Below are 12,587 nucleotides of genomic sequence, written 5' to 3'. Positions count from 1 at the left end.
CCGATGGCCAGCCCCAGAGAGCAGAGCCGGAAAATGGCCAGGCGCCGGGACGGCCGCAGGCGGTAGGCATTCGTAGCGGTCATCGTGTATCCCCCAATCATTGATCTTCAAGCGAGAGCGACGCCGGCCGTTCCAGCCAGCCGCCCGCGCCATCCGGCACTAGTTCGACAAGTTCGACGCCATCTTCGCGGACCGACGTGACCCGTCCATCGCTCTGGCCCAGGTAGTTCCCCGGACGTACCCGGTAGGTGACCTTGTCGGGCCCCATCACCAGTGCCACCAGACCTGCCCCCTTGCCGATCGTGCCGACCATGTCCAGGCTGTCCAGCGGGTACTGCTCCAGTGTTTCCTTGCGCCGGTTCGGATCCGGCCGCAGCCCGCCCGCATCGGCATTGCTCCAGGCGTTGCTGAAGGGATCACGCAACGTCTGTGCTGCGTACTCGAAGGTCTCGAACTGCTGCATCACGGGCAACGGTTCAAGCGGGGGCGCGGGCCGCGCACGCACGTCCTCCACCCACTTCTCGAGATTCGGGGCGTCGCCCGGGGTGCTGGTGACTCCGCGCGCGCAGCCGGACGTCACGAGGACGACGAGGACCATCCAATGCCAGTTGCTGCGCATCACGGGGCTCCTCCCGAGGCGGGCGCACTCTTCTTGCGACTGGCCTTGGCCGCTTCGGCGGCCGCAGCCTCCTGCTCGGCCACCTCGGTCTCGTCCAGGTAGCGGTACGTCTTGACCGTGCCGGACAATTCGAGCGCGCCGCGGTTGATGCCGCCCTTGCCTTCCTTCGGTTGCAACGAGATGTCGTGCATGGTGAGGATGACCACGCGCGGCAGCGAGGCCACGCCGCTGACGAAAGCGCCGAACTGGTGGTAGTTGCCGACCATGCGCAACTGGATCGGCTTCTCGGCGTAGAACTCCTTGAGCGTTTCCGGCTGCGGCTGGAACAGCTCGTTGGTCAGGCCGCTGGACAGCGCGGTTTGCGAGATGTCGATGATCAGGTCCGGCATTTCCGTCTTGCTGGGCAGCTGGCGCAGCATCTGCTGCAACACCTGTTCCATCTGAGCGAGCTGCTGCTTCAGCGGTTCGAGGTTGGCGGCCTTGGCCTGCTCCTTCTCGAAGTCCTGGCGCAGGCGGACTTCTTCCTGTTCCAGCGACTGCAGCGTCTGCGTCTTGCCCCTCACGACGAGGAAGTACGACAGGGCCAGGATGAAGATGGCCAGCACGACGCAGAAGCCGATCTTGGCGTTCTGCGGCCAGGCCCCGATGTTGTTGATGTCCAGGTTCTTGAGCGATGTCTTCTGGCTCATGAGTTGCTCCCGGAAGCCGGAGTGGTGCTGCTTGGCGGCGCCGAAGGTGCGGGCGCTTCGGGCGCCGGTGGCGTCGGCTGGCCTTCCAGGGGTGCGCCGGCCGGCGGCGGCGCGGCGGCGGGCGCGTTCGGATCGGCAGGCGCGGCGCCGGCCGCGGCGGTTTCGGCCTCCTGCTCGGCGGTGGGATTGGCCAGCCTGACCTGCAGCGTGAACACGTAGGGCAGCGCGCTGCCGGCGCCGGTGTTGGTCAGCGTTTTGACCTCTTCCGGCTTGGCTTCGATGATCGACAGCTCGGGCTTGGTCATCCAGCCGGACGTCTCGAGGTTGCGCATGTAGGCGCTGACGCGCGCGTTGGACTGCGCGCGGCCCTGCAACGTCAGGACTTCGCCTTCCTGCTTGATGTTGGCCAGCATCACGCCATCGGGAATGGTGCGGACCAGCGAGTCGAACAGGTGGACCATCTGCGAACGGTTGGCCTGCAGCTTCTCGATGACGTCCTTGCGGGCCAGCAGGCGACGCTTCTGCTCGTCGAGCTTCTCGATTTCCTTGTTCTGCGCCTGGACCTTGGCGATCTCGTCCTTCAGGAAATCGTTGCGCTCGGTCTGGCCGGCCACCTGGCGGTCGTAATGGAACCACAGCAGGAAGGACAGCAGCAGGCCGGCGATCGCGGCGGCGCCCAGCATGACGTAGAACTCGCGCTGGCGCTGCGCACGGCGTTCGGCACGCCATGGGAGTAGGTTGATTCTTGCCATCAGTCGAAGCTCCTCAAAGCCAGGCCGGTGGCGATCATCAGCGCAGGCGCGTCCTGAGCCAGCGCATGCGCCTGCACGCGCGGGCCGAGGGTCATCTGCGCCAGCGGGTTGGCGACCACGGTCGGCACGCCGAGCTGTTCTTCCACCATCTCCGGCAGGCCGGGCAGCGCGGCGCAACCGCCGGCCAGCACGATCTGGTCGACGCGGTTGAACTCGCTGCCGGCGTAGAAGAACTGCAGAAGGCGGCTGATCTGCTGGACGGTGGCTTCCTTGAACGGCTCGAGCACTTCGACTTCGTAGCTTTCCGGCAGGCCGCCCTGGCGCTTGGCCAGGCCGGCCTCTTCATACGTCAGACCGTAGCGGCGCATCACTTCGTCGGTCAGCTGCTTGCCGCCGAATACCTGTTCGCGGCTGTAGAGGCTGCGGCCACGGCGGAGCACGTTGAGCGTGGTCATCGTGGCGCCGATGTCGACCAGCGCCACCACGCCGTCCTGCGGGACCGGCAGGTCGGTGGCCATCAGGGCGAAGGCGTTCTCGACGGCGAACGCTTCCACATCCATGACCCGGGCGGTCAGGCCGCCGAGCTCCAGTGCGGACTGGCGCAGCTCGACGTTCTCGGAACGCGATGCGGCGAGGAGTACCTGCACCATCTCCGGGTTGTTGGGCATCGGGCCCAGCACCTCGAAGTCGATGTTCACTTCCTCGATGGGATAGGGAATGTAGTTGACCGCCTCGAGCTCGACCTGGGCTTCCAGATCGCTCTCGTCGAGGTCCGCGGGCATCGGGATGATCTTGGTGATCACCGCCGAACCGGCGACGGCAGCGGCGGCGAACTTCGCCTTGCTGCCCGCACGGTTGACCGCGCGGCGAATGGCCTCGCCGACCGCCTCGACCTCGACGATGTTCTTCTCGACCACGGCATTCGGCGGCAGCGGCTCGACGGCGTAGTGTTCAACCCGGTAACGGTTGCCCACGCGCGACAGCTGCAGCAGCTTTACCGCAGTCGAACTGATGTCGACGCCGATGAGCGGCGACTGGCTTTTTGGGATTAGCCCCACGGTCTTTCCCCTTCCGACGGGCACTGGACGCACACTGTGCGCCGACATTAATAACCAACTTTTTACGCTTGGCAACCGCCGATGACGTGGCTGTGCGGCTTGTCACGTTTCACGAGGGTTGTTCCCCAAGTCCCTGTTCCCCTTGGAATCGCCTGTGGCGATCCCGGCGGTCATCTATACTCTGCCGCTACGAATTCTGCAATCGGAAAGCACTGGATGTCCCGGTTCCGTCGTCTTCTCCGTTGGACCCTCATCACGTTCCTGATACTTGCCCTGGCCGGCGCTGTCGGCCTGGGGGTGCTGTACTACACGGTCTCGTCCAAGGTCCCGGACGTCCAGGCCCTGCGGAACGTCGAGCTGCAGGAGCCCCTCTACATCTACGCCAGCGACGGCCGCCTGATGGGGCTGTACGGCGAGATCCGCCGCTACCCCGTGCAGATAGACAAGGTCCCGGCCCGGGTCAAGCAGGCCTTCGTGGCGGCCGAGGACAGCAAGTTCTACGAGCACAACGGCATCGACCCGACGGGCATCGCCCGCGCCGTGTGGCAGATCGCCAGCCGCAAGGAAGGCCGTGTGGCCGGCGGCAGCACGATCACCCAGCAGGTCGCCCGCCAGTGGTTCCTCAGTTCGGAGTACAGCTACACCCGCAAGCTGGTGGAAATGATGCTGGCCATGCGCATCGAGAACATGCTGACCAAGGACGAGATCCTGGAGCTGTACCTCAACAAGAGCTTCTTCGGGAACCGTTCCTACGGTGTGGCCGCCGCGGCCGAGTACTACTACGGCAAGACGCTGGACCAGTTGACCCTGGCCGAAACCGCCACCCTGGTCAGCGCGCTGAAGTTCCCGTCCAGCGGCAATCCGATCAGCAATCCCGGCCGCAACCAGCAGCGCAGCGCCTACGTGGTCGAGCGGATGCGCGAAGACGGCTACGTCACCGCCGCCGAGGCCGCCCAGGCCAAGGCCGAGCCGATGCATGCCAAGCCGCATGAGCGGCCGATCGAAGTCTATGCTCCTTATGTGGCCGAGATGGTGCGCCAGGAGATGGTCGCGCGCTTCGGGCCGGAGGCGCTGACCAAGGGCTACCACGTCACCACCACGCTCGATGCCACGCTGCAGGGCGCCGCCAACGACGCGGTCCGCGACGGTCTCGGCCTGTACGACCACCGCCACGGCTGGAACGGCGTCGAACAGCATTTCGACGTGCCTGCCGATGCGGATGCGGCGGCGCTGGCCGTCCATCTGCGCGGCATTCCCGCCCAGAACGGCCTGCTGCCCGTCGTCGTCGCCCGCGTCGCCGACGACGGCAGCGCGACGGTGGTGATGGCCGACGGCCGGGAAGTCACCCTGCCGGTGGCCGCCAGCAAGTGGACCGGGCGCTCCCCTGCGAAGCTGTTGAAGCGTGGCGACCTGACCCGCATCAAGGCGGGCAAGGAAGAAGGCAGCTACGTGATCGACCAGATCCCGCGTGCGCAGGCCGCGCTGGTTTCTCTCGATGCGACCAACGGCGCCGTACGCGCGCTGGTCGGCGGCTACAGCTTCGCCGGCAACAAGTTCAACCGCGCCACGCAGGCGCGCCGCCAGCCCGGCTCCAGCTTCAAGCCGTTCCTGTACGCCGCCTCGTTCGACAAGGGCTTCAACCCGGCGTCGATCGTACTGGACGCGCCGGTCGTGTTCCGCGACCGCCGTGGCCACATGTGGCGTCCGCAGAACGACGGCGGCGGCTTCCGCGGCCCGATGCGGCTGCGCGAAGCGCTGGTGCAGTCGCGCAACCTGGTGTCGGTGCGCCTGCTCGACGGCATCGGCGTGCCGTTCGCGCGCACCTACATCAGCCAGTTCGGTTTCGACGAAGCCGAACTGCCGCCCAACCTGTCGATGTCGCTCGGCACGGCCTCGTTGACGCCGCTGTCGGTGGCCCGCGGTTACGCCGTGTTCGCCAATGGCGGCTCGCGCGTGACGCCCTGGTTCATCGACCAGGTGAAGGACCGCGAAGGCAACGTGGTGTTCAAGGAAAATCCGGCCGTCGCCTGCCGCGGCTGCGGCGCAGGCGGCCAGCACGGCGCCGGCACGCCGGCCTCGCAGGTGGTGGACGGATTCAACTTCGGGCCTGCCGACGCGCCCAAGCCGGCGACGGCCGCCGCCGAACCGAAGGCCGAGGAGAAGCCAGCGGACCCGAACGTGGTGACGGCCCCGCGCGCGATCGACGAGCGCACCGCGTACCAGATGGTGTCGATGATGCGCGACGTCGTCCAGCGCGGCACCGGTACGGCGGCCAAGGTGCTGGGCCGCGAGGACGTGGGCGGCAAGACCGGCTCGACCAACGATCACCGCGACGCCTGGTTCGGTGGCTTCGGCGGCACCTACGCCACGGTGGTGTGGGTGGGCCGCGACAACTTCCAGTCGCTGGGCTACCGCGAGTACGGCGGCAAGGCCGCACTGCCGATCTGGATCGACTACATGCGTGCGGCCCTGAAGGACGCACCGGTCGCGCGGAACGATCCGCCCGAGGGCATGGTGCAGGCCACGCTCAACGGCGTGACCGAATGGGTCAAGGTCGAGGACATGGAGCGGATCCAGGACTACGACCTCTATGGCCCGGCAGATGCCGTGCCCGACGAAGAAGCCTTCGACATCTTCTGACCGCCCGCCGCCGTTGGCTGCATGACGGCGTCATGGCGCCGTCATGGACGCGTCGGGGACATGGTGTACATTCGCGGTCAGTTTCGACGCGGAGGCCTGCCATGCACCACGCCCGCCAACATGCCGAAACGCGCACCCGCGAGCGTCGCCAACGGCTTGCGCACGAGGCGGCCCGGCTGATGGCCGAAGGCGGCATCCGCGACTTCCACCAGGCCAAGCTCAAGGCGGCCAGCCGGCTGGGCATCCACGACGATGCCTCCCTGCCCCGCAACCGCGAGATCGAAGACGCACTGCGCGAGTACCAGCGCCTGTTCGCGGGTGACGCGCACACCGCGGGCCTGCGGCAGCGCCGCGAGGCGGCCTTGCGCGCGATGGACTTCCTGTCGGCCTTCTCGCCGCGCCTGGTCGGCCCGGTACTCGAAGGCACGGCCGATGCCAGCACCCCGGTCCATCTGCACGTTCACAGCGACGACCCGGATGCGATCACCCGCCTGCTGGAAGAACACCGCATCCCCGCCGATTCGCGCGAACGCCGGCTTCGCCTCGACCGCGAGCGGGTGGCTGACCTGCCGGTGTGGGTGTTCAGCGCCGAAGACTTGGGCTTCGACCTGACCGTGTTGCCACACGATGCGCTGCGCCAGGCGCCGCTCTCCAGCGTCGACGAGAAACCGATGAAACGGGCGTCCTCGGTCCAGCTGCGGCAGCTGCTCGCCGAAGAGGACATCGCGAGCTACGAACTGGATGCGGCGCGCCGCTGAGGCCGCGCATGACGCCCGCAACGAAAAAGGCCCCGTGAGGGGCCTTTTCCATCGTGCCGCCGACCCGTATCAGCGCTTGTCGGTGGGCACGTAGTCGCGCGGCGCGTAGCCGGTGTAGATCTGGCGCGGACGGCCGATCTTCGCTTCCGGGTCGACCTGCTGTTCCAGCCAGTGAGAGACCCAGCCCGCCGTGCGGCCGATGGCGAACATGACGGTGAACATCTCGGTCGGGATCTTCAGCGCCTTGTAGATGATGCCGCTGTAGAAATCGACGTTGGGATAGAGCTTGCGCTGGATGAAGTACTCGTCCTTCAACGCGGCCTCTTCCAGCTTCATGGCCACTTCCAGCAGCGGATCGTCGACACCCAGTTCGCCCAGCACCTTGTGGGTCATCTCGCGGATGATCTTGGCGCGCGGGTCGAAGTTCTTGTAGACGCGGTGGCCGAAGCCCATCAGGCGGAAGCCCGATTCCTTGTCCTTCGCCTTGGCGATGGCGGTCTCGACCTTGTCCGGCGTGCCGATCTCTTCCAGCATCTTCAGCACGGCCTCGTTGGCCCCGCCATGCGCGGGACCCCACAATGCGGTGATGCCGGCGGCGACCGAGGCGTACGGGTTGGCGCCCGTCGAACCCACCAGGCGAACGGTCGAGGTCGACGCGTTCTGCTCGTGGTCGGCGTGCAGGATGAACAGCAGGTCCAGCGCCTTGGCGATGACCGGGTTGGTCTCCAGCGGCTCGCTCGGCACTTCGAACATCATGTGCAGGAAGCGGTCGACGTATTCGAGGTTGTTGCGCGGGTAGCGGATCGGCCAGCCGATCGAATAGCGATAGGCGGCGGCGGCCAGGGTCGGCATCTTCGCCAGCAGGCGGATGGCCGCCAGGCGGCGCTGCTCGGGATCTTCCAGATCCAGCGTGTCGTGGTAGAACGCCGACAGCGAGGCGACGGTGCCGGCCAGCATGGCCATCGGGTGCGCGTCGTAATGGAAGCCGTGCAGGAAGTTCTTCAGCGACTCATGCATCATCGTGTGATGCGTGACTTCGTGCTCGAACTTGGCGAATTCGGCCGGGGTCGGCAGTTCGCCGTTCATCAGCAGGTACGAGACCTCCAGGAAGCTGGAGTGCTTGGCCAACTGCTCGATGGGATAGCCGCGGTACAGCAGCACGCCGTTGTCGCCATCGATGTAGGTGATGGCCGACTTGCAGCTGGCCGTGGCGGTGAAACCGGAGTCGTAGGTGAAGAGACCCGTTTCCTTGGTCAGCTTGGAAATATCGACGCAGTCGTTGCCAAGCGTGGGCTTCAGGACTGGCAGGACGACCGATTTGTCGCCGGCATTCAGCGTGACCTGGTCAAGTTCGGACACAGTGTGCGCTCCTTCGTGGGGTAACGCCGGCCAGAGGTCCGGGCGGCGCGTGACGGGAGTCCAGGGAGTGAACCTTGGATGACGCGAATTATCGCACACGGCCTTTGGAGCCGTCGCTCGGTACCGCATCCGCGTCAGACCAAAGAATGAGGCCGCAGGCGCAACCGTGCGTTCCGGCGGAACGCACGATCCGGCACGCGCAAACGCGAACGGCCGCGCACAAGGCGCGGCCGCAGGCGGATCAGGCGAACGACGGTTCGATCAGCGCGCGTAGCGCTTCTGGAACTTGTCGATGCGGCCGCTGGTGTCGATGACCTTGTGCTTGCCCGTGTAGAACGGGTGCGAGGCCGAGGAGATTTCGACCTTGATCAGCGGGTATTCGTTGCCGTCTTCCCACTTCGTCGTTTCCTTGCTGCCCAGCGTGGAGCGCGTCAGGAACTTGAAATCGGAGGTCACGTCGTGGAAGACGACTTCGCGGTAATTCGGGTGGATGTCGGCCTTCATGGCGGGAACACCGTGTAGCGGGAATGGAAGAGCGGCATTGTAGACCGCCCTCCCCGTCCCGCGCAACCCGGTCTCAGCCGGCCGCCAGCGCCGCCCCGATCAGGGCCTCGAACCGGCTCTGGTCGTAGCGCAGCAGGATGTTGGCCTTGTCGGGCCGTCCCCCTTCCCGGCGCCAGTCGACGATCGAGGCGCCGCGGGCATGGGCGCCCTGAAGCTCGATGGCCAACGGGCGCTCGGCCAGTTCCAGCGCGCCCTCCGGCGCCAGCGCGAAGGCCATGGCCAGGGCGTCGGCCGCGAACCAGTGGTCGCCGCGGCGGTCGGCGGACCACAGCCGGGTCTTCTCGGAAATGCGGTCGTAGAAGCGGGCCCGGTCGGAATCCGCCCGCAACCAGTCCGCCACGCGCCCGTGATGCAGGCCATGGGCAATGGTGGACTCCCAGTCGGCCAGGTCGTACCGTTCGAAGGCGTCGAGCACCAGGTGGGCGGCTTCGGGATCGAAGTAGAAATTGAATTCCGCGGCCGGCGTGATGTTGCCGTGGCAGGTCACCGCGCCGCCCATCACCACCAGGCGCGCGATCCGCCGCGGCAGCGTAGGGTCCAGCTTGAGCGCCAGCGCCACGTTGGTCAGCGGTCCGAGCGCGACCAGCACGAGCCGGCCGGCATGTTCATGGGACAGACGCAGGATCGCCAGCGCCGCGTGCTCGGCGTCGGCCTGGCGCGCGGCCGGCGTGAAGCCGACATCACCGAAGCCGTCCTGGCCGTGCACGTACCCCGCATCCGGGGATGGATGCAGCAGAGGCGCGGGCGCGCCGGCGAACACGGGAATGTCGTCGCGGTCCGCGACCTCGCACAGCTTCAGTGCATTGCGCACGGTGTGCTGCAGGCCCACGTTGCCGGCCGCGATGGTCAGGCCGACGATGTCGTGGCGCGCATCGTTGAACGCCATCAACAGAGCCAGCGCATCGTCGACACCGGGATCGGTGTCGATCAGCAGGGGAATCCTGTCCGTCATCCTTCTTCTCTTCGTCTTTTCGGCCGCCGAGTCTCGCACCGCTGGAACGCGCAGGGAAGCTTCGCGCTTCTGCAGAGCGGCGCGTGCTCCGCTGAGACGGATCGTCCTCAGCCGAGCAAGCTCGGCTCTACGCAGGCTACGCCGAGGCGTACCGGGCAGCGCCGCCCACCCAGCGCTGGATCACGCGATCCGCCGCCGCCGGATCGTCCGCCAGCAACCGCTCCGCCAGCGCATGCACCTGCGGCAACAGGCCCGCGTCGCGCGCCAGGTCGGCGACGCGGAATGCGGCCAGACCGGTCTGCCGCGTGCCGAGGAGTTCGCCGGGACCACGCAGCTCCAGATCTTTCTCGGCGATGACGAAACCGTCGTTGGTCGCGCGCATCGTCGCCAGGCGGTGCTTGGCCATCATCGACAAGGGTGGCTGATACATCAGCACGCAGGTCGATGCGGTCGCGCCACGACCGACGCGCCCGCGCAGCTGGTGCAGTTGCGCGAGACCCAGCCGTTCCGCGTTTTCGATGATCATCAGCGATGCGTTGGGCACGTCCACGCCGACCTCGATCACCGTGGTCGCCACCAGCAGGTCGATCTCGCCCTGCTTGAAGCGGCGCATCGTGGCCTGCTTGTCGGCCGCCTTCATGCGCCCGTGCACCAGCGCGACCCGCAGAGCGGACAACGAGGCGGACAGGGTTTCGAACGTGGTCTGCGCGGCCTGCGCGACCACTTCGTCGCTGTCGTCGATCAGCGTGCAGACCCAGTAGGCCTGCCGCCCTTCCGCGCACGCCGTGCGGATGCGCTCGACCAGCTCCGGCCGGCGCTCCGCGCTCAACGCAACGGTGTGGACCGGCGTACGCCCCGGCGGCAGTTCGTCGATGGCCGACACGTCCAGGTCCGCGTAGGCGGCCATCGCGAGCGTGCGCGGGATCGGCGTCGCGGTCATGACCAGCTGGTGGGGCACGCGATCCGCGGCGGCGCCCTTGTCGCGCAATGCCAGTCGCTGGTGCACGCCGAACCGGTGCTGCTCGTCGACGATCGCCAGACCCAGGTCATTGAAGACCACCGCCTCCTGCATCAGCGCATGCGTGCCGACGACCACCTGCGCCTCGCCCGACGCCACCTGTGCCAGCACGGTCGCGCGCGCCTTGCCGGTAACCTTGCCCGCCAGCCACGCCACGCGCACCCCCAGGGGTTCGAGCCAGGCACGCAGGTTGGCCAGGTGCTGTTCCGCCAGCAGCTCGGTCGGTGCCGCCAGCGCCACCTGCTTGCCCGCCTCGACGGCGAGCATGCCCGCCAGCGCCGCGACCACGGTCTTCCCGCTTCTTATGTTAGCAAGCCCATATCAAGGAAATCGTTCAGACTAGCGGCGCCGGTCCCGACAGGGCAGGTAGCCCACTATTCACTAGCCTCGATTTGCTCGAACAACTGGCTCAGTGGGAGCCCGAGCGCCGTTGAGATCCTGACGATCGTTGAAAGCCGGCAATCCTTGAGCCCTTGCTCGATATGGCCCAGTTGGGTGCGATGCATACCCAATTCATCGGCCAAGGCTTCCTGAGAATAGCCCAAACGCATCCTTGCAGCCTTCACTGCCCTGCCCAGCCTGACCTGAATTCCCGCGCCTGCCATGGCGCGAAGGGTCCGACTCGTAGCATTTTCGGTCTACAGTATTTACGGTAGCATTCTGGGAGCAACGATATCCAGGTGAACCAAATGAACCTGTTCCTTGTCGCGCCGGATCTGGACCTCACTCTAGAGCTCTCCATAGCACCCGACTCTCTCGACGCGGTGTCCCGCTACTTGTCGGCAGTGAAAGACGGCTGGGAACACGAGAACTTCTGCAAGCGCCTTGCGGAGGAGATAAGTCGAGGACTTCCGGAAGTGATCGATTGGAAGTTCAAGCCACCTACCAAAGCCCAGCAAGCTTTCGCTCGAACACTATGCCGCCAGTTGGGAATTTCACTACCCACTGATGCCGCCACGATGCGTGGAGAGATGCATAGATTCATCGAGTTCAACTCGCAGCGGCTTCGCGACTGACTCAACGCTAGGTGCTGCGAATAGGAGAGCGGAGCGCTCAGCTATGACTATGCCAGTGGAACGCACAAGAAACCTCATCCAAGCCGGTGCATTCCTTCGGGATCTTTCCGCCAACCAACATGTACCCAGAGAGATTCGAACAGAAGCATATAGATTGCTCCGTCACTTTCCTTCAGTGTCGGACGTTGCCGCGATCGCCGAAAACGAGGCGCGTCTCCTAGAAGTAGCGAAGTCTCACCTCTTGCAGAACTACCTCGTAGCCGACTTTGACCCTGAATGGGTGCGGGGATACATGTCAGGCCCGCACATTGGAGGCTAGAGACGTGGCAATGGTCAGCGAACAACAGTTGGAGCGCTGTTTCGAGCTCGGGCTCAAGAGCTTCGTCAATGAGGCTCAGTTCTTCACTTGCCTACTGAACGCCATGGTCTACGTACATGCTCCCGTCTCGGATGACTCCAAGAATGTTCGACTAATCCAGTTCCGCCATCCAGACGGATTCGACGCCATTCCCTTCTTTACATCGGCGCATCGATCCGAACGGGCCGCCTCCCGTGCCGTAAGAACAATTCACCTGCCTTGCGCAGAACTTCTCAAGGCAACCCTCGGCGCAACTCTCATGGTCAACCCAAACGATGGTGGCGCAGTGCTATATCCGGAGGAAGTCCGCGTACTGTTGAGAACGGGAACTCTTGACACCTTCGAGAAGGTGGAATCAGAAAATGGCTTTGCTGTTCGTCCAGCAGAGAATTTACCTAGCGCGCTCGTGGAGACGCTCCGTATGGGTGTCGCCCAAAGCCCGTTCATCAAAACGATGTTTGTTTTAGAGAAGCGGCCGATCGATGGAAGCTCCGCACCCATGACGCTACTTCTATACCTAGGCGTAGAGCTTAAGCATATGGAGCGCGGCGCCCGAGCTGTCATCTCGGCGATCCATAACATGAATCCTAGAATCGACCAGATCATTGATGTGGCGGTCTACGATGCAGCTGGTCCGAAGCCTGAGTTTATCAACCAGGTAGGCGCGATCTGCATGCTGTCGCCAAATAGATAAGCAATTATGGACATGGCGAAGTCCTACGAGTTGCGACGTCCCCCCGCTTTCAGTAGCGGAACCATTTGGAGTCCGGGGTTACTGTAGCTGAGCTTCTGCCAATTGCTTTG

The 12,587-nt window shown here is 65.3% G+C and carries 13 protein-coding genes and 1 pseudogene; 5 read left to right on the top strand and 9 right to left on the bottom strand.

Annotated features, from left to right (window positions below; all coding sequences use genetic code 11):
* Nucleotides 1-97: 97 nt before the first annotated feature.
* From AC1Q5B_RS06710 to AC1Q5B_RS06695, 4 genes are read right to left on the bottom strand one after another with little or no spacing between them, the layout of a single operon-like run.
* Complete coding sequence (locus AC1Q5B_RS06710; RefSeq protein WP_492630967.1) at nt 98-619, bottom strand: pilus assembly protein PilP; 522 nt, start codon at nt 617-619, stop codon at nt 98-100.
* Nucleotides 619-1,308 carry a type IV pilus inner membrane component PilO gene (locus tag AC1Q5B_RS06705; RefSeq protein WP_492630966.1) on the bottom strand — a complete coding sequence of 230 codons (690 nt, stop codon included), beginning with the start codon at nt 1,306-1,308 and terminating at the stop codon, nt 619-621. Before AC1Q5B_RS06705 ends, AC1Q5B_RS06710 begins: the two co-directional genes overlap by 1 nt.
* Nucleotides 1,305-2,060, bottom strand: a complete 756-nt coding sequence (locus AC1Q5B_RS06700) for a PilN domain-containing protein (RefSeq protein ID WP_492630965.1) — start codon at nt 2,058-2,060, stop codon at nt 1,305-1,307. Before AC1Q5B_RS06700 ends, AC1Q5B_RS06705 begins: the two co-directional genes overlap by 4 nt.
* Nucleotides 2,060-3,118, bottom strand: a complete 1,059-nt coding sequence (locus AC1Q5B_RS06695) for a pilus assembly protein PilM (RefSeq protein ID WP_492630964.1) — start codon at nt 3,116-3,118, stop codon at nt 2,060-2,062. The genes AC1Q5B_RS06700 and AC1Q5B_RS06695 overlap by 1 nt, the downstream gene beginning before the upstream one ends.
* A 216-nt stretch (nt 3,119-3,334) precedes the next feature.
* Here AC1Q5B_RS06695 and AC1Q5B_RS06690 point away from each other — a divergent pair, with 216 nt between their 5' ends.
* Both AC1Q5B_RS06690 and AC1Q5B_RS06685 read left to right on the top strand, forming a co-directional pair.
* The gene (locus AC1Q5B_RS06690; RefSeq protein ID WP_492630963.1) at nt 3,335-5,758 is read left to right on the top strand and encodes a penicillin-binding protein 1A; all 2,424 of its coding nucleotides are present in this window, start codon (nt 3,335-3,337) and stop codon (nt 5,756-5,758) included.
* Between the two features lie 101 nt (nt 5,759-5,859).
* Nucleotides 5,860-6,516 carry a hypothetical protein gene (locus tag AC1Q5B_RS06685; protein ID WP_492630962.1) on the top strand — a complete coding sequence of 219 codons (657 nt, stop codon included), beginning with the start codon at nt 5,860-5,862 and terminating at the stop codon, nt 6,514-6,516.
* 69 nt (nt 6,517-6,585) lie between these two features.
* On the opposite strand, the gene AC1Q5B_RS06680 is transcribed toward AC1Q5B_RS06685, so the two are convergent.
* The 5 genes and pseudogenes from AC1Q5B_RS06680 to AC1Q5B_RS06660 form a co-directional block, all read right to left on the bottom strand.
* Nucleotides 6,586-7,875 (bottom strand): citrate synthase, encoded by a 1,290-nt coding sequence (locus AC1Q5B_RS06680; RefSeq protein ID WP_492630961.1) that lies wholly within the window; start codon nt 7,873-7,875, stop codon nt 6,586-6,588.
* A 261-nt stretch (nt 7,876-8,136) separates the two neighbouring features.
* Nucleotides 8,137-8,379, bottom strand: coding sequence for a type B 50S ribosomal protein L31 (locus AC1Q5B_RS06675; RefSeq protein WP_162336762.1), 243 nt, complete (start codon nt 8,377-8,379; stop codon nt 8,137-8,139).
* Between the two features lie 73 nt (nt 8,380-8,452).
* Entirely contained in the window at nt 8,453-9,391 is a 939-nt protein-coding gene (locus tag AC1Q5B_RS06670; protein WP_492630960.1) for a nucleoside hydrolase, read from the bottom strand.
* Nucleotides 9,392-9,527: 136 nt separating this feature from the next.
* A pseudogene (locus tag AC1Q5B_RS06665) lies at nt 9,528-10,718 on the bottom strand (ATP-dependent DNA helicase RecG); the annotation flags it as partial.
* 65 nt (nt 10,719-10,783) lie between these two features.
* Nucleotides 10,784-11,014 carry a helix-turn-helix domain-containing protein gene (locus AC1Q5B_RS06660; protein ID WP_056877930.1) on the bottom strand — a complete coding sequence of 77 codons (231 nt, stop codon included), beginning with the start codon at nt 11,012-11,014 and terminating at the stop codon, nt 10,784-10,786.
* Between the two features lie 84 nt (nt 11,015-11,098).
* Here AC1Q5B_RS06660 and AC1Q5B_RS06655 point away from each other — a divergent pair, with 84 nt between their 5' ends.
* The 3 genes from AC1Q5B_RS06655 to AC1Q5B_RS06645 are packed head-to-tail and all read left to right on the top strand — an operon-like array spanning nt 11,099 to nt 12,477.
* Nucleotides 11,099-11,425 (top strand): hypothetical protein, encoded by a 327-nt coding sequence (locus tag AC1Q5B_RS06655; protein WP_162108761.1) that lies wholly within the window; start codon nt 11,099-11,101, stop codon nt 11,423-11,425.
* Nucleotides 11,358-11,744, top strand: coding sequence for a BPSL0761 family protein (locus tag AC1Q5B_RS06650; protein ID WP_338014929.1), 387 nt, complete (start codon nt 11,358-11,360; stop codon nt 11,742-11,744). Before AC1Q5B_RS06655 ends, AC1Q5B_RS06650 begins: the two co-directional genes overlap by 68 nt.
* A gap of 10 nt (nt 11,745-11,754) precedes the next feature.
* Complete coding sequence (locus tag AC1Q5B_RS06645) at nt 11,755-12,477, top strand: SseB family protein (protein WP_238394868.1); 723 nt, start codon at nt 11,755-11,757, stop codon at nt 12,475-12,477.
* Nucleotides 12,478-12,587 lie beyond the last annotated feature (110 nt).

The organism is Pseudoxanthomonas sp. GW835-FHT14C01 (assembly GCF_058793715.1).
The sequence above is the reverse complement of the archived record's forward strand: the minus strand, read 5'-3'. Positions and strand labels throughout refer to the sequence as shown.

Coding starts and splice junctions, on each gene's coding strand:
- AC1Q5B_RS06670 (WP_492630960.1), bottom strand. CDS start 9,391: ATGACGGACAGGATTCCCCTGCTGATCGACACCGATCCCGGTGTCGAC.
- AC1Q5B_RS06685 (WP_492630962.1), top strand. CDS start 5,860: ATGCACCACGCCCGCCAACATGCCGAAACGCGCACCCGCGAGCGTCGC.
- AC1Q5B_RS06705 (WP_492630966.1), bottom strand. CDS start 1,308: ATGAGCCAGAAGACATCGCTCAAGAACCTGGACATCAACAACATCGGG.
- AC1Q5B_RS06645 (WP_238394868.1), top strand. CDS start 11,755: ATGGTCAGCGAACAACAGTTGGAGCGCTGTTTCGAGCTCGGGCTCAAG.
- AC1Q5B_RS06650 (WP_338014929.1), top strand. CDS start 11,358: ATGCCGCCACGATGCGTGGAGAGATGCATAGATTCATCGAGTTCAACT.
- AC1Q5B_RS06675 (WP_162336762.1), bottom strand. CDS start 8,379: ATGAAGGCCGACATCCACCCGAATTACCGCGAAGTCGTCTTCCACGAC.
- AC1Q5B_RS06660 (WP_056877930.1), bottom strand. CDS start 11,014: ATGGCAGGCGCGGGAATTCAGGTCAGGCTGGGCAGGGCAGTGAAGGCT.
- AC1Q5B_RS06690 (WP_492630963.1), top strand. CDS start 3,335: ATGTCCCGGTTCCGTCGTCTTCTCCGTTGGACCCTCATCACGTTCCTG.
- AC1Q5B_RS06655 (WP_162108761.1), top strand. CDS start 11,099: ATGAACCTGTTCCTTGTCGCGCCGGATCTGGACCTCACTCTAGAGCTC.
- AC1Q5B_RS06700 (WP_492630965.1), bottom strand. CDS start 2,060: ATGGCAAGAATCAACCTACTCCCATGGCGTGCCGAACGCCGTGCGCAG.
- AC1Q5B_RS06710 (WP_492630967.1), bottom strand. CDS start 619: ATGCGCAGCAACTGGCATTGGATGGTCCTCGTCGTCCTCGTGACGTCC.